At 68.2% G+C, this 17,262-nt stretch carries 19 protein-coding genes, 2 pseudogenes and 1 riboswitch; of the genes and pseudogenes, 6 read left to right on the forward strand and 15 right to left on the reverse strand.

Features of this window, described 5'->3' with window-relative positions:
* Window positions 1-14: 14 nt before the first annotated feature.
* The 7 genes and pseudogenes from ACZZ93_RS16640 to idi form a co-directional block, all read right to left on the reverse strand.
* Entirely contained in the window at window positions 15-902 is an 888-nt protein-coding gene (locus ACZZ93_RS16640; RefSeq protein ID WP_463511591.1) for a prenyltransferase, read from the reverse strand.
* Entirely contained in the window at window positions 899-1,243 is a 345-nt protein-coding gene (locus ACZZ93_RS16645; protein ID WP_320490034.1) for a lycopene cyclase domain-containing protein, read from the reverse strand. Before ACZZ93_RS16645 ends, ACZZ93_RS16640 begins: the two co-directional genes overlap by 4 nt.
* Window positions 1,240-1,581: a lycopene cyclase domain-containing protein gene (locus tag ACZZ93_RS16650; RefSeq protein WP_295104009.1), complete on the reverse strand. Its 342-nt coding sequence runs from the start codon at window positions 1,579-1,581 to the stop codon at window positions 1,240-1,242. Before ACZZ93_RS16650 ends, ACZZ93_RS16645 begins: the two co-directional genes overlap by 4 nt.
* Window positions 1,581-3,181: pseudogene (gene crtI / locus ACZZ93_RS16655) on the reverse strand (phytoene desaturase family protein). Before crtI ends, ACZZ93_RS16650 begins: the two are co-directional and overlap by 1 nt.
* Complete coding sequence (locus tag ACZZ93_RS16660) at window positions 3,178-4,083, reverse strand: phytoene/squalene synthase family protein (protein ID WP_463511592.1); 906 nt, start codon at window positions 4,081-4,083, stop codon at window positions 3,178-3,180. The pseudogene crtI and the gene ACZZ93_RS16660 overlap by 4 nt, the downstream one beginning before the upstream one ends.
* Window positions 4,080-5,171 (reverse strand): polyprenyl synthetase family protein, encoded by a 1,092-nt coding sequence (locus ACZZ93_RS16665; protein ID WP_463511593.1) that lies wholly within the window; start codon window positions 5,169-5,171, stop codon window positions 4,080-4,082. The genes ACZZ93_RS16660 and ACZZ93_RS16665 overlap by 4 nt, the downstream gene beginning before the upstream one ends.
* A gap of 2 nt (window positions 5,172-5,173) precedes the next feature.
* A complete protein-coding gene (idi, locus tag ACZZ93_RS16670; protein WP_463511594.1) occupies window positions 5,174-5,695 on the reverse strand; it encodes an isopentenyl-diphosphate Delta-isomerase in 522 nt (173 codons plus the stop codon).
* A 374-nt stretch (window positions 5,696-6,069) separates the two neighbouring features.
* Here idi and ACZZ93_RS16675 point away from each other — a divergent pair, with 374 nt between their 5' ends.
* The gene (locus ACZZ93_RS16675; RefSeq protein WP_463511595.1) at window positions 6,070-6,414 is read left to right on the forward strand and encodes a MarR family winged helix-turn-helix transcriptional regulator; all 345 of its coding nucleotides are present in this window, start codon (window positions 6,070-6,072) and stop codon (window positions 6,412-6,414) included.
* Between the two features lies 1 nt (window position 6,415).
* Here the strand turns inward: ACZZ93_RS16675 and ACZZ93_RS16680 are convergent, their stop codons facing one another.
* The 4 genes from ACZZ93_RS16680 to ACZZ93_RS16695 form a co-directional block, all read right to left on the reverse strand.
* Window positions 6,416-6,760, reverse strand: a complete 345-nt coding sequence (locus tag ACZZ93_RS16680) for a histone-like nucleoid-structuring protein Lsr2 (RefSeq protein ID WP_053097221.1) — start codon at window positions 6,758-6,760, stop codon at window positions 6,416-6,418.
* Window positions 6,761-6,797: 37 nt separating this feature from the next.
* Window positions 6,798-7,124, reverse strand: coding sequence for a DMT family transporter (locus tag ACZZ93_RS16685; protein ID WP_053097219.1), 327 nt, complete (start codon window positions 7,122-7,124; stop codon window positions 6,798-6,800).
* A gap of 10 nt (window positions 7,125-7,134) precedes the next feature.
* Window positions 7,135-7,202: riboswitch (guanidine-III (ykkC-III) riboswitch) on the reverse strand.
* 64 nt (window positions 7,203-7,266) lie between these two features.
* A complete protein-coding gene (locus tag ACZZ93_RS16690; protein WP_463511763.1) occupies window positions 7,267-7,509 on the reverse strand; it encodes a response regulator transcription factor in 243 nt (80 codons plus the stop codon).
* On the reverse strand, window positions 7,509-8,123 hold the full coding sequence (locus ACZZ93_RS16695) for a GAF domain-containing protein (RefSeq protein WP_463511596.1): 615 nt from the start codon (window positions 8,121-8,123) through the stop codon (window positions 7,509-7,511). The genes ACZZ93_RS16690 and ACZZ93_RS16695 overlap by 1 nt, the downstream gene beginning before the upstream one ends.
* A 110-nt stretch (window positions 8,124-8,233) precedes the next feature.
* On the opposite strand from ACZZ93_RS16695, the gene ACZZ93_RS16700 reads away from it, so the two are divergent.
* Both ACZZ93_RS16700 and ACZZ93_RS16705 read left to right on the forward strand, forming a co-directional pair.
* Window positions 8,234-8,581, forward strand: a complete 348-nt coding sequence (locus ACZZ93_RS16700) for a DUF485 domain-containing protein (protein WP_053097216.1) — start codon at window positions 8,234-8,236, stop codon at window positions 8,579-8,581.
* Window positions 8,578-10,215: a solute symporter family protein gene (locus ACZZ93_RS16705; RefSeq protein ID WP_056279927.1), complete on the forward strand. Its 1,638-nt coding sequence runs from the start codon at window positions 8,578-8,580 to the stop codon at window positions 10,213-10,215. The genes ACZZ93_RS16700 and ACZZ93_RS16705 overlap by 4 nt, the downstream gene beginning before the upstream one ends.
* Window positions 10,216-10,274: 59 nt before the next feature.
* Here ACZZ93_RS16705 and ACZZ93_RS16710 read toward each other — a convergent pair whose 3' ends face one another.
* The gene (locus ACZZ93_RS16710; protein WP_056279929.1) at window positions 10,275-10,790 is read right to left on the reverse strand and encodes a methylated-DNA--[protein]-cysteine S-methyltransferase; all 516 of its coding nucleotides are present in this window, start codon (window positions 10,788-10,790) and stop codon (window positions 10,275-10,277) included.
* A 240-nt stretch (window positions 10,791-11,030) separates the two neighbouring features.
* On the opposite strand from ACZZ93_RS16710, the pseudogene ACZZ93_RS16715 reads away from it, so the two are divergent.
* Both ACZZ93_RS16715 and ACZZ93_RS16720 read left to right on the forward strand, forming a co-directional pair.
* A pseudogene (locus ACZZ93_RS16715) lies at window positions 11,031-14,698 on the forward strand (AAA family ATPase).
* Window positions 14,691-14,885, forward strand: coding sequence for a hypothetical protein (locus ACZZ93_RS16720; RefSeq protein WP_053097209.1), 195 nt, complete (start codon window positions 14,691-14,693; stop codon window positions 14,883-14,885). Before ACZZ93_RS16715 ends, ACZZ93_RS16720 begins: the two are co-directional and overlap by 8 nt.
* Window positions 14,886-14,968: 83 nt before the next feature.
* Here ACZZ93_RS16720 and mscL read toward each other — a convergent pair whose 3' ends face one another.
* The 3 genes from mscL to ACZZ93_RS16735 are packed head-to-tail and all read right to left on the reverse strand — an operon-like array spanning window position 14,969 to window position 16,307.
* A complete protein-coding gene (gene mscL, locus ACZZ93_RS16725; protein ID WP_053097207.1) occupies window positions 14,969-15,394 on the reverse strand; it encodes a large conductance mechanosensitive channel protein MscL in 426 nt (141 codons plus the stop codon).
* 25 nt (window positions 15,395-15,419) lie between these two features.
* Window positions 15,420-15,695 (reverse strand): FmdB family zinc ribbon protein, encoded by a 276-nt coding sequence (locus tag ACZZ93_RS16730; RefSeq protein ID WP_053097205.1) that lies wholly within the window; start codon window positions 15,693-15,695, stop codon window positions 15,420-15,422.
* 15 nt (window positions 15,696-15,710) lie between these two features.
* The gene (locus ACZZ93_RS16735; RefSeq protein WP_053097203.1) at window positions 15,711-16,307 is read right to left on the reverse strand and encodes a 5-formyltetrahydrofolate cyclo-ligase; all 597 of its coding nucleotides are present in this window, start codon (window positions 16,305-16,307) and stop codon (window positions 15,711-15,713) included.
* A 40-nt stretch (window positions 16,308-16,347) separates the two neighbouring features.
* Between ACZZ93_RS16735 and galU the strand changes: the two genes are divergently transcribed.
* Window positions 16,348-17,235, forward strand: a complete 888-nt coding sequence (gene galU, locus ACZZ93_RS16740; RefSeq protein WP_053097201.1) for a UTP--glucose-1-phosphate uridylyltransferase GalU — start codon at window positions 16,348-16,350, stop codon at window positions 17,233-17,235.
* The last annotated feature ends 27 nt before the right edge of the window (window positions 17,236-17,262 follow it).

Genomic DNA, 17,262 nt, shown 5'->3' on the forward strand with positions numbered 1-17,262 from the left:
GGGATCGGGGTGCGTCAGGAGACCCAGGCGAGGATGAGGATCATCGTCGCGAGGAACCCGGCGAAGTAGTTGAGGAAGATGAAGCGCCGCCACGCGCGGTTGGTCCCCGCCGATGTGTCGTCGGTGACGTTCCACCAGGGTGCGGCGTTGACGATGTACGGCAGCGCGAGGGCGGCGCCCAAGGGCGCCGGCCAGGACGTGAACAGCATGGCGATGCCGGCGAGTGCCCACAGCGCGATCGACAGCCGTACGGTCGCCCGTGCTCCGATCACGGTCGCGATCGAGCCGATGCCCCCTTCGCGGTCGGGTCCGATGTCTTGCACCGCTCCGAAGGCATGCGCGGCCATGCCCCACAGGAAGAACGCGAGCAGCACGATGACCGCTGTCGAGGTGACGGCGCCCTCGGCAAGGGTCAGCCCCACGATCGCCGGAGTGACGAAGTGCAGGCTCGAGGTCGTCGAATCCAGGAACGGCCGCTCTTTGAACCGGAGCCCGGGTGCGGAGTAGGCGATCACCGCGAACACGCTGATCGCGAGCCAGAGCCAGGATGCGGGATTCCCGACCGCCACGAGGTAGACCAGGAACGGGACGTTCGTCACGACCGCCGCCCACAGGGTCGCGCGGTGTATGCGGGGGGCGAGCAGCGCGCCCTCGATACCGCCCTTGCGCGGGTTGGCGAGGTCGGACGCGTAATCGAACACGTCGTTGATGCCGTACATGGCCAGGTTGTACGGCACGAGGAAGTAGAGGGTGCCGATGATCAGCGTCAGGTCGATCTCGCGCGTGCTGAGGAGGTAGGCGGCTGCGAAGGGGAATGCCGTGTTGATCCAGCTGATGGGGCGGGAGGAGAGGACGATCTGCCGGGCGTCGCGACCGGTGGATCCGCGGGTCGAGGAGCTCACGAGGGATCCTCCTCGGCGCTTCGGAGGCCGGCGCGCGCGCGTCGACGCGCGCGCAGCGCTGCCCACAGGGTCGGCAGCAGCACGGCCCCTGCGAGCGGATAGGCGAAGTCCTCGAGCGGTGCGAGACCGATGTGCACCCCGAGGAGGTGGTCGGGGGAGTAGTGGAACAGACCGGTGGCGATCATGACGGTGTCGAAGACGGCGGTGAGGAGGAAGAGCACGACGACGGTCGCGGCGATCGCGCCGAGATGGGCTCTGTTCCGACCAGCGACCACGGAGAGAACGACGGCCGCCACGACGGCGACGCCGACGAACCATGCGGAGAGCTCGATGTAGGTCACGATGCGACCTCCACCGGGCGTCGGCGCAGTCGGGTGAGGATCCGCACAGCCCCGGTGTAGACGACCATGGTGCAGACGACGAGGAAGAGCAGGAAGACAGGCTCTTCGATGGGGAGCTCGGGGGCGAGGACGATCCCCGTCGCGACGGCGGCCTCGCCCCGGAAGAAGATCCCTCCGACGATGCCGGCGACGTCCCACGCGAGGAAGAAGGCGAATCCGATCGCCGTGACGATCGCCGCGGTCACCGCGTCGCTCCAGAAGAAGAGCCGGAACCGCCGGTCGAGCAGCAGCATGCAGCCGAGCGTGATGAGCAGGAGCGCGAGGTACAGGAAGCCCATCAGGATTCCCCGCGGGTGGACCCTGCCGGGGCCGCGACATCGAGAGGGCCGCTGGAATGGTCGCCGCGGATGCGCTTGAGAACGATCTCCGCGCTGATGAGGCACATCGGCACCCCCACGCCCGGCGCGGTCGTGGCACCCGCGTAGTACAGGCCCGACACCTGGCGCGACTCGTTCTGAGCACGGAACATCGCGCTCTGGGACAGGATGTGCGCCGGCCCCAGCATCCCGCCGCGCCACGAGTTGTAGTCCTCGAGGAAGTCCGCGGGGCCCTTGGTCTCGCGCACCACGATGCGCTCACGCAGGTCGTGGATGCCGGCCCAGCTCGCGATCTGGTCGATCGCCGCATCTGCGGCCTGCTCGATCGCCGCGGAGCCGGCACCGTCGGAGCCGCCCGCTCCCAACGCCGTGTCGGCGGGGATCGGCACGAGCACGAAGAGGTTCTCGTGGCCCTCGGGGGCCACGGTGCGGTCGGTCGCGCTCGGACGGCAGACATAGATCGATGCGGGTGAGGGGATCTCGGGGTCGTCGCCGAAGATCGCGTCGAAGTTCGCATCCCAGTCCTCCGTGAAGAACAGGGAATGATGCGGCAGCTCGGGCACGGAACCACGGATGCCGAGCATCACCAGCACGGCGCCGGGACCGCTCGTGCGCTGCTGCCACCAGGAATCGGGGTAGGTGCGCAGGTGCGGCGGCAGCAGCGCCGTCTCGGTGTGATGGAGATCGGCGCCGGACACCACGATGTCCGCCTCGGCCCGGTGCGCGATTCCGTCGGCGTCGCGCCACTCGATGCCCGTGACGGTCGGAGCACCCGACCGGACGCCGGTGCTGATCGCCGTGACATCGGCATCCAGCACGATCTCGGCTCCGGCCGCCTCCGCGAGCTCCGCGATGCGCTCGACGACGCGCCAGAATCCGCCCTGGGGGTAGCTGACGCCCTCATCGAGGTCGAGAGCGCTCATGAGGTGGTACATCGCCGGTGCGGTGCGGGGGTCCGTGCCGAGGAACACGGCGGGGTACCCGAGCAGCTGCCGGATGACCGGGTCACGGAAACGCCGCGCCGCGAACGACTGCAGGCGCGTGCCCAGCAGGCTGAAGAGACGGGGAGTGCCCGCAGCACCTCCGGTGTCATCAGCGTGCGCAGCCTCGTGAACGGGTTGTAGAGGAAATAGCGCTCGGCCATCACACGGGCGTCGTGCGCCGAGTCGAGGTAGGCATCCAGGGCCTGTGCGGCGCCGGGCTCGCGTGACTCGAAGAGGCGCGCGACCGCGTCACGACCGGTGGGAACCGTGACGGACGGCGCCGTGCACCCGTCCGCGAGCGGCGCCCGGAATACGCGATACCCGGGATCGAGGAGGGTCAGATCGAGCTGCTCGTGGGTCGAGGTGCCCATCATCTCGAAGAAGTGATCGAACACCTCGGGCATGAGGTACCACGAGGGCCCGGAGTCGAAGCGGAAGCCGTCGCGCTCGATGGTGCCTGCACGACCACCGACACGGCCGTTCTTCTCATAGACGGTCACATCGTGGCCGTCACGGGCGAGCAGCCCGGCGACGGCGAGACCGGCGACGCCTGCGCCGATGACCGCTACCCGGCTCATCGGCTCCGCTCCATCGCGGTCACGAGCACCGAGCGCGCGGCCAGCATCGCCTTCACCGGATCGGGTACGCGCACCCGCTGCTCGTAGAGACTCGAGGCCGGAGTCTTCGCGACCCGGCGCGTGAGAGCGGCGAACAGCGCGAGTGCGCTGCGGACCGCGGCGCGAGAGTCCTTGGGCAGCAGCGGGATCGAGCGCGCCGCATCATCGAGCTGCGCCGTGATCGTGCGCACCCACTCGTCCCGATCGCCGTCGGTGAGGCGGCCGCCGTCGCCGAGGTAACCGCGCTGCAGTCGATCCGTGTCATCCGCGAGGTCGCGCAGGAAGTTCACGTTCTGAAATGCCGCACCGAGCTGCCGTGCTCCGTGCGTCAGGGTCTCGAGCTCTCTGTCGGTGCGCTGCTCGTCCCGCAGGAAGACGCGCAGGCACATCAAGCCGACCACCTCGGCAGAGCCGTAGACGTAGCGCTCATGAGCCGCCGCGTCGTAGGACGTGAAGTGCGACTCCGCGGCGATGTCGGCGGCCATCGAGTCGAAGAACGGCTGCGTGAGATCTTCGCCGATCCCGCACTCCCTCGCCGTTCGCGCGAAGGCGTGCAGGACGAGGTCCGTGCTGTACCCGACGCTCATCGCCCGGTGCGTCTCCGAGACGTACGACGCGAGCGCTCCGCTCTGCGCCGACTCGTCGAGCCCCGCCTGGGCGGCGACTCCGTCGACGATCTCGTCCGCGATGCGCACCATCGCGTAGATGTTGCGCACGTGCTGACGGTGTCTCTCGCCGAGCAGGCGCGTCGCGAGTCCGAAGGATGTCGAATATGTGCGGATGACCTCGGTGGATGCGGTGTCGGCGGCGCGGTTGAACCGCCCCAGACTCGCACCCGATGCGTCGTGAGGGTTCGGGGTCATGCGTGACGCCCTTCGAGGCGGGAGGTGGAGACGAGGATCGAGCGTGCGGCATCCGAGCTGATCTCGCCGGCGAGCTCCGCCTCGGACAGCAGCGCGTAGACCGCGTCGAGTTGATCGCCGATGAGGCCGATCACGAATCGCTCCGCTCCGCACTCGCGCAGCAGATCGCGCATCGAGGTGGCGTCCTGCAGGCTGAGGTCCGCCGAACCGAACCGCGGTTCGATGTCGTGCCAGGCGCTCGTCGACCGCGCGAAGGCGATGATGGCCGTCTCCTTGCCCTCTCTCAGGTCGGAGAAGGGGTCCTTGCCGTGCGTCCGGTGGTCGCCGAAGATGCAGAGCAGGTCGTCCTGAAGCTGATAGGCGAGACCCAGGTGGCGGCCGACGGCCTGCAGCGTCTTCTCGGCCGAGGTGGAGGAGTCGGCGAGGAGCGCCGCGGCGCGCAGCGGGAGCGAGAACGAATAGGTGGCCGTCTTGTAGACGCTCATCGACAGGACGGTGTCGACGTCGGAGGCGATGATCCCGTGGCTCAATGCGACGTCGGTGTGCTCGCCGGCCACCGTCTCGAGGATCGTCTGCTCGACCAGGTCGAGGAGGCGTCCTCGTGTGTGCGCCGGCACATCCGCCCGGGCGAAGCCCATGATCGCGGTCGAGAGCATCAGATCGCCCATCAGGATCGCGCTGGACCTGGCCCAGTGCAGCGCGTCCTGCTCGGAGGCGCCGGGTGTGCCGGCGGCGAGCTGCCCGATCAGGTTGGGTCGCTTGCGGCGGGTCAGGTCTCCGTCGATGACGTCGTCGTGAAGGAGGAAGGCATAGTGAAGGAGCTCGATATGGGTCGCTATGTCGACGGCCCCGATCATCGCGTCCTCGCCTGCGGTCGGGACGAGCGCGCGGTGGATGTCGAGCAGCAGCCGCGGGCGCACGAGCTTGCCGCCGAGAGCGTGGTCGGCGGTCGCGCGCCAGAGGGCGGCGAACTCGGCTCCGTACACCTCGGCGTTCTCGCAGTGAATGGCGAAGCGCTGTCGGAGCACCTCTTCGACACGGGTGCTCATGTCCTCTCGCGGCGCGGTCTGCGTCACGGTCGCGGTCATGATCACACCACCCCGAGGTCGCGCAGCCGGGGCAGCTGCTCCACGAGCCAGGGGCTGTACGCGAAGGGGGCGCCGATGACGGCGTCGGCGAACTCGGCCGGATCGACCCAGGCCCACTCGGCGACCTCGTCGGGATCGGGGGAGAGGGGGCCGTCTGCGATGGCGACGTGCACGGGGCAGATCTCGTTCTCGACGATCCCGCTCGCGTCGACCGCGCGATAGCGGTAGTCAGGCAGCACCAGGGAGATGTCGGTGAGACGGAGTCCGAGCTCGTCCTGCGCGCGTCGATGCACTGCCTGTGTCATGTCCTCACCCGGGCGGGGGTGACCGCAGAAGCTGTTGGTCCAGACGCCGGGCCAGGTGCGCTTCGTCAGCGCTCGCCGCGTGACGAGAAGACGCCCCTGCCGGTCGAAGACATGGCAGGAGAAGGCCAGGTGAAGAGGAGTATCGGTGGTGTGTACCGCGTCTTTCGCGCACACGCCTATCGCGACTCCGTCTGCAGAGAGGAGGGTGACCTCATCCAACGGGGAACCTCCTCGATTTTCGCTAGCTTAGCTAATAATCAACATAACACGAAACAATCGTGTGTAGCATGATGGCATGCACGACGGACCGGACGCCACCCCCGCGGAAGCGGTGCGTCCGATGTGCTGTCTCGCAAGGACCCGATCTCTCCGGATGGCCTCGCGCACGCGGCGATCTACGACGTCGAGTCGGCGGATCCGCGGAGCACTCTGATCGATCGATCAGGTGTCGACCCCGAGGACCTGCGCCAGATCGCGCTCGTCATGGGCGCCCTCGGTGAGCTCCGCGACGCGGAGCAGAAGCTGTCACTCGCCTCACGGCGCTACATGCGCCTGAACGACACGGACATGCGCGCACTGCATTACCTGATCGTGTGCGCGAACCGCGGGGCCACGGCCACTCCCGGGGGATCGCGACGCACCTCGGCATATCGACGGCGTCGACGACGAAGCTGCTCGACCGCCTCGAGAAGGGCGGACATATCCGGCGGGCGCCGCATCCGACGGACCGGCGCGCTCTCGCGATCACCATCACGCCGGAGACGCGGCAGGCGGCCATGGAGACGGTGGGTCGTCAGCAGGCCAAGCGCTTCTACTCGGCGGCGCGACTCACTCCGGACGAGCGTGACGTCGTCATCCGGTTCCTGTCCGACATGGCCCAGGAGATCACGCTCCGGGATGAGCCGTGGGCTCAACCCGGAGTCGCGACCTCAGACTGAGTCAGTGCGCGGCGTTGTACGCCTCGACGACCGGGGCGGGAATGCGGCCCCGCTCTGAGAGCGTGTAGCCGTTGTCGTTCGCCCAGGCGCGGATCGCCGCGACCTCGGGATTGCGACCCGCGCGCTTCCGGGGTGCTGCCGACCGCGACGAGGCCGCCGAGCCGGCCCGTCGTCCAGCCGAGATATACGGTTCCAATGCCGCGCGCAGTTCTTCTGCGTGCGCGGAATTCAGATCGATCTCGTAAGAAGTGCCATTCAGCGAGAAATGGACCGTTTCGCCTTCGCCCACTTCCAGGATGCTTCCGTCGATGTCGTCAACCAGCTGGTGCACAATTCTTCTTGCCATGGGAATACAGTACTGCCGAATATCCGAGCCCGCAGTGCTATTCGTGACCAGGGTCGATCAATTTCAGGCCGACGATGCAGCCGACGAGGCCGAGGAGCAGCAGAATCCGCGGCCAGGAGATGTCGCTGTCGCCGGTGATCATCGCCCACACCACTGTCAGAGTCGCGCCGATGCCGACCCACACCGCATAGGCGGTGCCGGTGGCGATATCACGCATGGCGAATGCGAGCCCGAGCATCGAGAGGATCAGACCGCCCGCGAATATGATGCTCGGCCACAGCTTGGTGAATCCCTCGGATTTGCCGAGCGCAGTCGCCCATACAGCTTCGAGGACTCCGGAGACGATAAGCACGATCCACGACATGACGGTCCTTTCGGACCAGTCTTTTCGCTCACCGGGTACTGGTCTGCCTCGTCCGGGGCCGGGGTTCACCGACCAGTATCCACGATAGCCCTGAGCGCTGGGCAGGGCCTGTGCAGCGCTGTGCCGCGGAGCGCCGCGCGACTCAGGGGAGCAGTCCGGCCCGCCGCGCCTTGGCCACGGCGGCATGGCGGGTCGAGGCGTCGAGCTTGGACATCGCCGTGCCGAGATACGCCTTGACGGTGCCCTCGCGAAGGCCGAGCTGCCCGCCGATCTCCGCATTCGTCGCGCCGAGGGCGGCGCAGGCGAGCACATCGGTCTCGCGGCGGGAGAGATGAACCGTCGGGATCGGCCCGGTGCCGGTGGAGACCGCGTCGTCCGCGAGCATCACGAGGCGCTGCTCCACCTGTGCGATGCGCGCCCGAAGATCCGCATCATCGACGGATGCCGCGATGCTGCGAAGCTCGGCGAAGCTCTCCCGCAGCTCTTCGCGATGGCGCGGGGGACGGATGCGGACGACGGCGTGACCGAGCGAAGGCGACGTTCCACCTCGTCGCGAACTCGGAGCTCCTCTGCGACGGACTGTGCGACCTGCATCGCCGGCGCCGTGGTCACGCCGCCGACGGGTGTCCGGTCCCAGGCCCCCGCGTACAGGACTCCTCGGGGACGGCCGCTCACGACGATCGGCAGGGCCAGCAGAGTCCTGAGGCCCTCGCCGAGCACGAACACGTCGTAGTCGTGCGTGATCTGCTGCGATGACCCGTAGTCGCTCGTCATGCGAGGGCGCAGCTCCATCATCGCCCGTCCGCCGAGACCGCGTTCGGGTCTGACGCGCAACCCGTCGAGGCTGTGCGTGCGGTTTCCGACGATGCTGGTGACGCTGACCACGCCCTCGTCGATCAGGCCGCCGAAGGCGACCGGGAACCGGGTGCGCTGCGCGAGCTCGCGCACTGCTCTGGCGACGAGCTCGGTCTCTGATTCCATCTCGCTCGATGTGCTCACGACTACCTACTTTCGGGGGTGACGGCGCTGTGTCCCCGTTTCGTAGCGTCGACCCTATCATTCGCCTGGCAATGCGGGGCGAGCCGCAGAACATGAGGCAAGGAGGCCCCATGACCGACCATCCGACGGCAGATTCGCCGGGAGCGATCGACTACATCGCTGTCGAGGAATCACCACGATTCCGCGAACTGAAGAAGACGCAGCGCTCATTCATCTTCCCGCTCGCGGCATTCTTCCTCATCTGGTATTTCGTCTACGTCCTGCTCGCCGCCTTCGCGACCGAATTCATGTCTCAGAGAGTGTGGGGAGATATCACCGTCGGGCTGCTCATGGGGTTGGGACAATTCGTCACCACCTTCGCGATCACGATGGGGTACGTCGCATTCGCGAACCGGAGACTCGATCCGATAGCGACCGAGATCCGCGAAGAGCTCGAGAAGGCGCAGGCTGACGCATGAACCGCATTCACGCCGCCGCGGGGGAGATCGCGGTGGAGAGCAATCCTGTTCTCAACATCTCGATCTTCGTCGCCTTCGTGGCGGTGACACTGTTCATCGTCATCCGTGCGAGCCGGAACAACAAGACGGCGGCGGACTACTACGCCGCGGGCCGCTCGTTCACGGGGCCGCAGAACGGTTTCGCGATCGCCGGCGACTATCTGTCTGCGGCATCCTTCCTCGGAATCTGCGGTGCGATCGCGATCAACGGCTACGACGGATTCCTGTATTCGATCGGATTCCTCGTCGCCTGGCTCGTCGCACTGCTTCTCGTCGCCGAGCTGATGCGCAACACCGGCAAGTTCACGATGGCCGACGTCCTGTCGTTCCGACTGAAGCAGCGGCCAGTGCGCATGGCGGCCGCGATCACCACGCTCGCAGTGTGCTTCTTCTACCTGCTCGCCCAGATGGCGGGAGCCGGCGGGCTGGTCTCCCTGCTGCTCGGAATCGACGGCCGACTCGGTCAGTCGATCGTGATCGCCGTCGTCGGCGTGCTGATGATCGTCTACGTCCTCATCGGCGGCATGAAGGGCACGACCTGGGTGCAGATCGTCAAGGCGTTCCTGCTCATCGGCGGTGCGATCGCGATGACGATCTGGGTGCTGGCGATCAACGGATTCAGCCTCAACACGCTGCTCGAGGCGGCTGTGGCGAATTCCGACAAGGGCGACGCGATCCTCGCGCCGGGACTGCAGTACGGAGCGAACCCCTGGGACTTCGTCTCTCTCGGCATGGCTCTCGTGCTCGGAACGGCGGGGCTCCCGCACGTGCTGATGCGCTTCTACACGGTCCCCACCGCCAAGGAGGCTCGTCGTTCGGTGGTGTGGGCGATCTGGCTGATCGGCGGCTTCTACCTGCTGACACTGGTGCTCGGCTACGGAGCAGGCGCGCTCGTCGGCGCGGACGTGATCGCGGCGGCACCCGGCGGGCCGAACTCGGCGGCGCCGCTGCTCGCCCTGTATCTCGGCGGGCCGGTCCTCCTCGGGTTCATCTCGGCCGTCGCCTTCGCGACCATCCTCGCGGTGGTGGCCGGACTCACGATCACGGCAGCAGCCTCGTTCGCGCACGACATCTATGCGAACGTGATCCAGAAGGGGAAGAAGGACTCGGCCGGAAACCCCGTCGAGCCGGATCCCAACGGCGAGGTGCGCGTCGCACGCCGAACGGTGGTCGTGATCGGCATCCTCGCGATCGTCGGTGGCATCGGTGCGCAGGGGCAGAACATCGCCTTCCTGGTGGCGCTCGCGTTCGCGGTCGCCGCCTCGGCGAATCTGCCGACGATCCTCTACTCGCTGTTCTGGCGACGGTTCAACACCCGCGGTGCAGTCTGGAGCATGTACGGCGGCCTCGCCGCGGCGATCATCCTGATCATCCTGTCGCCGGTGTTCTCCGGGTCGCCGACCTCGATGATCCCCGGGATCGACATCGTGCTGTGGCCGATGAACAATCCGGGAATCGTGTCGATCCCGCTCGGCTTCTTCCTCGGCTGGCTCGGGACGGTCACGAGCCGGACCAAGGAGTCGCCGCTCCTGGCGGCCGAGATGGAAGTGCGCTCGCTCACCGGTTTCGGGGCCGAGAAGGCCGTCGACCACTGAGCGGCCGATGACGCGAACGGGGACCCCGACGGCCTACTCGTCGGGGTCCCCGTGTGCGGTCAGCCGTGCGACTCGAGGTCGAGAAGGAACCTCTTGCGCTCGGGATGCGCGCCGTACTGACCCGTCGTGCCATCCGACCGCACCACGCGGTGGACGGGGACGACGATGGAGAAGGGACTGAGACGGCAGGCGGTGCCGACGGCCCGCGCGGCACCGGGGCGCCCGGCCAGCACCGCGACCTCCCCGTAGCTGATCGTCTCTCCCCATTCGATGGTGGTGATGGTCTGCAGCGCCGTGCGCGCGAACCCGTCGATGAGGCGCCAGTCGAGCGCCAGGTGATCGTGGAATAGCACCGGCGATCCACCGAAGTACGCGTCGAGGAGTTCGGTGACCTCGTCTGCCGCACCGGGGTCGGGTTCCGGGACGGCCCGGAGCTGGCTCGCGACGTTCTCGAGGAGCCAGGGAACCGATGGATCATTCGACTCCGAGAGGTCGAATCGGACGAGCCCCTCGTCGGAGAACACCGCGAGGGCGTCGCCGAACGGAGTCGGTGCGAAGTCATAGCGGAAGGTCATGCCTCCATACTGACCGGAGCGGGGGTGCGGGGGCGTCCCCACGAGCGCGACCGGGGAGACCGCACCGACTCGTCGCTCGGGTGCAGAAGCAGTCCGCAGGGTCGTCGCTCCGCCCTCGAGCGGGCGGAAATACGGTGAAACCCGCCCGGGATACCGCCTGCGGGGCGAGGCGCGCTTAGTGTGTGAGGTGTGTGGCGACGTGAAGGCAAGGCTGCGGATGACGCAGCGACCGATGCCGCAGTGACCCTCGGCGAATCGCACGAGCCGGTCTCCGGTATCGGCATCGCGCATGCGGCAGAGGCCGAGCGCACTCGGCTGCGTGCGGAAGCTGCTGACCTCGGCGGTTCATCGCCGCTCGTGAACTTCCGCGACACGGTCGAATCCAGCATCGACATCTCGAAGGCCCACCCCGGCAGTCTTCCCCAGTTCATCACCGGCAAATCGACCCTGCTGTCGAATCTCTATCGCGACGAGGTCGGTCTGCGCACTGCGAGGCTCGCCGCCGAGCGGATCACGGCGAAGAACACCGAGCTGCGCACCGTTCGCGGCATCGAGACGGTGCACCTCGCAGTCGGCGTCGCCGGCTGGCGCATCGGCGGGGCGGATTTCTCGGCGCCCGTGCTGCTTCGCCCCTCGCCATCCGTCGGCACCACTCCGACTTCGAACTCAAGCTGCAGGGCGCGTTCGAGGTGAACCCCGAGCTCGTGCGCATCGCGCGTGAGCACTTCGGCATCACGATCGACGCCGCGGCTCTCGCCTCCCTCGCCTACGACGGCGGGATCTTCAAGCCGCAGCCCGTGATCGACAGCCTTCGGGCCACGACGCGGTCGATCGACACCTTCACGGTGCTGCCGCGGCTCGTGGTCTCGACCTTCGCCGATGTCGGCGGTGCCATGTCCCGCGACGGCGGGAGTCTGGACCACGTCGTGCTCAACGCTCTGGCCGGTCACGTCGGTGACCGCGAGCAGGTCTCGGCCCGCCGACCCGCGCCGCACCACACCGGACCGGACGACCGGGCGCCGGCATCCGACAATCTGCTGCTCGATGCGGATGCCGAGCAGGAGGCGCTCCTCGCCAGGATCGCCGCCGGACATTCGCTGACCGTCGCGACGCTCCCCGGCACAGGCGGCACACAGACCGTGATCAACGCGCTCGGCGAACTCGTGCGGGCCGGCAAGAGGGTGCTCGTCGTCTCGGCGCGACGGTCGACCCTCGACGGCGTGCGGCACCGTCTTGCGGGCATCGGCCTCGACAGCCTGGCGGTATCGCCCGCGAACGTGCGTCGGGACCTCGTCCGCGCGATCGGCCGGAACGAGAAGGCGACGGCTCCGAAGGTCAGCGACGTCGATGACGCTCTCGTGCGTCTCCGCACGGTGCTCAGGGATTATCGCAGCGCTCTCACCGCTCCGGTCGCGGGGACGAACTCGTCGGTGCTCGACGCCACCAGGCATCTCACGAGGCTCGCCTCCCTGCCCACCCCGCCGTCGACCACGGCGCGACTCAGCGCCGAGACCCTCCGCCGTCTCGCTGACGATCGCTCGTCGGCGGCAGCGGCGCTCGCGCAGGCCGCGCGCCTCGGCGAGTTCCGCTTCGGACCCGACGACTCGCCCTGGTACGGAGTCACGTTCTCGAGCACCGAGGCTGCGAAGTCGGCGCACCAGCTGGCAGCGCGTCTGCACTCCGACAGCGTGCCGGCCCTCCTCGAGCGCGGGTATGCCCTCATCGCCCAGACGCATATGCGCCCGTTCTCGACGATCGACGAGCTCGGTGAGTACCTGCGGCTGCTGCAGGGCATCCGCGACTCTCTCGACCGGTTCAGCCCCACCGTCTTCGAGCGTCCGCTGGGCGAGCTCATCCAGGCTCACGGATCGCGCCGCGACGCGCCCGCGATGTCCGGGGCGAACCGGCGTCGGCTGCGTCGTCTCGCCAAGGAGTACGTGCGCCCGGGCGTCCATGTCACCGAGATGCACGAGTCGCTGCTGCGCATCCAGGCGCAGCGCACCCAGTGGCAGCGGTTCGTGGAAGCCGGAGTGGCGCCCGAGGTTCCACTCGGGCTCGCCGACGTCCACTCCTCGTGGCAGCGCGTCACGGCTGAGCTCGCCGAGCTCGATGTCGCGCTCGGCCGCAGGGAACCGCTGTCGACGCTCCCCGTCGCCCGCCTCGTGCGCACTCTCGCCGGTCTCGCGGCGAAGTCCGACGTCTTCGACAACCTCGTGGAGCGCGCGCAGCTGCGTGATCGGCTGGCCGACCTCGGTCTCGAGCCGCTGCTCGCGGAGCTGTCCGTTCGCCACGTCGCCGAGTCGCGCGTGGGTGATGAGCTGGAGTTCGCCTGGTGGCAGACACTGCTGGAGCGGGCTCTGCAGGAGGATCGAGCGCTGCTCGGTGCGAACACGGCGGTGGTCGACCGGCTCGAGCGGGACTTCCGTCTCGTCGACGAGGCGCACGCCGCGATGGCCGGTCCGTTGCTCGCCTGGCAGCTTGCGAACCAGTGGAAGATCGCCATCGTCGATGAGCCGCAGGAGTCGCAGAACCTGAGGCGTGCACTGAAGCAGCCGGCGACGACGACAGCCGAGATCGTGAGCTCCGCGCCCACCCTCGTCGGCGTGCTCGCGCCGGTCTGGATCTCGTCTCCCTACCTCGTGCCGCAGATCCCCGACTCCGTCGAGTTCGACACGGTGCTCCTCGTCGATGCGGCCGCGATCAACCTCGCCGAAGCGGCCCCGGCGATCCGCCGTGCCCGTCAGGTCGTCGCATTCGGCGACCCGGTCACCCAGCTTCCGACAGCGTTCCACGTCGCCGTGGACCCCGGCCCCGAATGGGAGCACGAGGTGCCCTTCGACTCCGTGTCGGTGTTCGAGCGCCTGTCCGAACTGCTTCCCGTGATGACCCTCACGCGCAGCTACCGCGCGGGCGGCGAGGACCTCGCAGAGCTCATCAACGACGCGTTCTACGGCGGCGAGATCGTCTCGCTGCCCTGGGCGGGCTCGTACCTGGGTCGCGGCAGCCTCACCGTCGACTACGTCGAAGGCGGCACCGGGGCGCCCGACCCCGTGTCGGGTGCGGTGGAGAGCCCCGAGGCAGAGGTCGCACGCGTCGTCACGCTGGTCGTGGAGCACGCCGTGCATCGCCCGGACGAGTCGCTCATGGTGGTCACCGCGAGCAGGCGTCACGCCGAGCGCGTGAGGGCCGCCGTCACCTCGGCATTCGCCGGGCGCTCCGACGTCGCCGACTTCGTCGGTCGCGACACGGCCGAGCCCTTCGCGGTGCTCACCCTCGAGGAGTCCGTGGCCGAGAGCCGCGACCGGGTGATCTTCTCACTCGGCTACGGCCTGACCAAGCACGGCCGAGTGCTCAGCGACTTCGGCGACCTGTCCACGCCGGATGGGGAGCGGCTGCTGACGGTCGGGATGACCCGCGCCCGCCGGTCCATGGTGATCGTCTCGTCGATCCGCCCCTCGTCGTTCGACGACGGCCGCCTCGAGTTCGGCGCCGCCACCCTGATGTCGATTCTCGGCGGCCTCGCCACCCGAGGACGCGACGCACGCCTGGAGGATCTCGCCGACCCGCTGACGCTCGCCCTCGCACGAGAGCTTCGCCGTCTCGGCGCAGCGGTCGACGTCGACTACCGCGGTCTGCTGCCGCTCGTCGCACAGCACAACGGCAAGGCCGTCGTCATCGAGTCCGACCCGGAGTCTCGGGGCGAGTCACTGCGCGAGGCCCTGCGGCTGCGCCCGAACGTGCTTCGCCGCCTCGGGTGGCATTACGTGCGCGTGCACGCCTTCGACCTCTACAGCGATCCCGTCACGGCGGCCACGCGCATCGCGGGAGTCTTGGGAATCTCGGCATCCGCGGCTCGAGCCGACAACGACACGCAGCCGATCGATCTCACCGACCCGCAGAATGACTGATCAGCCGGACTCCGGTGCCCCGCGGCAGAAGGTCGTGCGGGTCGCCGGATCGCGGCGTGCCCGGCTGACTCCCGTGCCGGGCACCGACACGGACCCGGATCGGGTCGTCCGGGAACCTCAGCGGACGACGGGCCCGAAGGGGCCCAACGACGACCGCCTGATGCAGGACGTGCCCCCGCACTACTGAGCACCAGCGGCTCAGGCGTGTTCGGGAGACGACGAAGCGCACGGCCCGAATCGGACCGTGCGCTTCGCGGTGCGGACTGCGAGTCAGCTGCGCGGCTTGTTCCCGGCGAGCAGGTCGCGGATCTCGACGAGCAGCTCGGCCTCGGTGGCGGCCGCCGGCTCTTCCTCCGGCTGCTCGGCCGCGGTGCCCTTGCGCGCCTCGACGTGGGCCTTGAACGTGTTCATCGGCAGCACGAACACGAAGTACACCACCAGAGCGACCGAGAGGAAGCTGATGATCGCCGAGATGAGATCGCCGATGGGGAACGTGACGGTATCTCCGTAGATGCTCTGCACCTGCGGTCCGAAGTTGCCCGTCGCATCCGCCTTGAAGAACAGCGAGACGAGCGGGGTGATGATGCTGTTCACCACGGCGGTGACGATCGCCGTGAACGCGGTGCCGATGACGACCGCGACCGCGAGGTCGATCACGTTGCCGCGGAGGATGAAGTCCTTGAAACCTTTGAGCATGGATGCCTCCGGGGAGTTGATGGGGTCAGGAAGAAGAGGTGCTGGTCGACGCGGGGGCCGGGGTCGTGGTCTTGGCCGGCTCCGCCTTCGATGATGCCGGGGCGGATGCGGAAGAGCCGGAGCCCGCTCGCGAGTCGGTGCGATAGAAGCCGGATCCGTTGAAGGTCACGCCGATGGATCCGTACTGTTTGCGCAGCTCGCCGCCGCATTCGGGGCAGACGGTGAGGGCGTCGTCGGAGAAGCTCTGCACGGCGTCGAAGGCGTGACCGCACGAACGGCAGGCATAGGCATAGGTGGGCATTGCGATCCTCGCGGGTCAGCGTCGCGTGGGCGACAGGTGGAGGGTCTGCGTGGGAGTCACGACGCCGGTGACCGGCTGGTCGTGAACCTCCCTCGGCAGGAAGTCGAGTACCTCGGAATCATAGATGACTGCGTAGACCGGAGGGCACTTCTCCATCGAACCGATGGTCTTGTCGAAGTAGCCGCGCCCCCAGCCCATGCGCATCCCGGTGCGGTCGACGGCCGCGGCGGGGATCACCATCAGGTCGACATCATTGACGGCGATCGGACCGAGCACCTCGCCGGTCGGCTCGGGAAGCCCGAAGAGGCCTTCCGCGACGTCGTCGTCATCGGTCGCCACGGCCCAGTCGAGAAGGCCGTCGGCCCGTGTCACAGGAAGCAGGACCCGGATGCCGCGGCGCACCGCGCCGGTGACGAACTCCCGGGTGCCCGGCTCGGTCGTGGTCGAGAGGAAGCATGAGATCGACCGGGCGCCGAGCGCGTCGACCAGCTCGTCGAGGCGCTGCGTGATGGCGGATGCCGCGGCCTCCCGCTGCGAGTCGCTCAGCAGCTGGCGGCGTTCGCGGAGCTCGGCGCGAAGCGCGCGCTTCTCATGCTCTACGTCGTGGGACATGGCTCCGAGTCTACGGCGGCATCCCCACTAGGCTGGGTGGATGGGTATACGGAAGATGAAGGCTGTCATTCCTGCTGCCGGTCTGGGAACGCGTTTCCTGCCGGCGACGAAGGCGATGCCGAAGGAGATGCTGCCGGTCGTCGACAAGCCGGCGATCCAGTACGTCGTCGAAGAGGCCGCCAGCGCCGGGATCGATGACATCCTCGTCATCATCGGCCGCAACAAGAACGCGATCTCCAACCACTTCGACTCGGTCCCCGAGCTCGAGGTCAAGCTGATGGAGAAGGGCGACACGGGGCGTCTCGAGCGCGTCATCCATTCGAGCGACCTCGCCGACATCCACTTCGTCCGTCAGGGTGAGCCCAAGGGACTCGGTCACGCGGTGCTGCGTGCCCGCACGCACGTCGGCGACAGCTCCTTCGCCGTGCTCCTCGGCGACGACCTCATCGACGAGCGCGACCAGCTGCTCACCGAGATGATCGCCGAGCACGAGCGCAGCGGCGCCGCGGTGATCGCCCTCATGGAGGTCGACCCCGCGAGCATCCACATGTACGGCGCCGCCGCCGTCGAGGACATCGAGGGATCGGACGCCGTGCGCGTCACCGACCTCGTCGAGAAGCCCGCACCCGAGGACGCGCCGTCGAACCTGGCGATCATCGGCCGTTACGTCCTGCCCGCCTCGATCTTCGAGGTGCTCGAGCGCACCGAACCCGGCAAGGGCGGCGAGATCCAGCTGACCGACGCGCTGCAGGAGCTGGCCACCAGCGCCGACGGCCCCGGTGTGGTGGGCGTCATCTTCCGTGGACGCCGGTACGACACCGGCGACCGCGTCGACTACATCAAGGCGATCGTCCAGCTCGCCTCCGACCGCGACGACCTCGGCCCCGAGCTGCGGCCGTGGCTCAAGGAGTTCGCGGAACGCCTCTAGGCGTCGACGCGGCGTCGGGAGCGCGCG

Source organism: Microbacterium sp. AC026 (genome assembly GCF_979258475.1).

Bases quoted from the DNA above. Each gene is read 5' to 3' on its own strand.
- ACZZ93_RS16735 (WP_053097203.1), bottom strand. From the start codon at position 16,307: ATGTCCCACGACGTAGAGCATGAGAAGCGCGCGCTTCGCGCCGAGCTC.
- ACZZ93_RS16680 (WP_053097221.1), bottom strand. From the start codon at position 6,760: ATGGCAAGAAGAATTGTGCACCAGCTGGTTGACGACATCGACGGAAGC.
- ACZZ93_RS16690 (WP_463511763.1), bottom strand. From the start codon at position 7,509: ATGCTCGCGGACGACGCGGTCTCCACCGGCACCGGGCCGATCCCGACG.
- ACZZ93_RS16700 (WP_053097216.1), top strand. From the start codon at position 8,234: ATGACCGACCATCCGACGGCAGATTCGCCGGGAGCGATCGACTACATC.
- ACZZ93_RS16710 (WP_056279929.1), bottom strand. From the start codon at position 10,790: ATGACCTTCCGCTATGACTTCGCACCGACTCCGTTCGGCGACGCCCTC.
- ACZZ93_RS16730 (WP_053097205.1), bottom strand. From the start codon at position 15,695: ATGCCCACCTATGCCTATGCCTGCCGTTCGTGCGGTCACGCCTTCGAC.
- mscL (WP_053097207.1), bottom strand. From the start codon at position 15,394: ATGCTCAAAGGTTTCAAGGACTTCATCCTCCGCGGCAACGTGATCGAC.
- galU (WP_053097201.1), top strand. From the start codon at position 16,348: ATGGGTATACGGAAGATGAAGGCTGTCATTCCTGCTGCCGGTCTGGGA.
- ACZZ93_RS16720 (WP_053097209.1), top strand. From the start codon at position 14,691: ATGACTGATCAGCCGGACTCCGGTGCCCCGCGGCAGAAGGTCGTGCGG.
- ACZZ93_RS16660 (WP_463511592.1), bottom strand. From the start codon at position 4,083: ATGACCCCGAACCCTCACGACGCATCGGGTGCGAGTCTGGGGCGGTTC.
- ACZZ93_RS16650 (WP_295104009.1), bottom strand. From the start codon at position 1,581: ATGGGCTTCCTGTACCTCGCGCTCCTGCTCATCACGCTCGGCTGCATG.
- ACZZ93_RS16705 (WP_056279927.1), top strand. From the start codon at position 8,578: ATGAACCGCATTCACGCCGCCGCGGGGGAGATCGCGGTGGAGAGCAAT.
- ACZZ93_RS16665 (WP_463511593.1), bottom strand. From the start codon at position 5,171: ATGACCGCGACCGTGACGCAGACCGCGCCGCGAGAGGACATGAGCACC.
- ACZZ93_RS16685 (WP_053097219.1), bottom strand. From the start codon at position 7,124: ATGTCGTGGATCGTGCTTATCGTCTCCGGAGTCCTCGAAGCTGTATGG.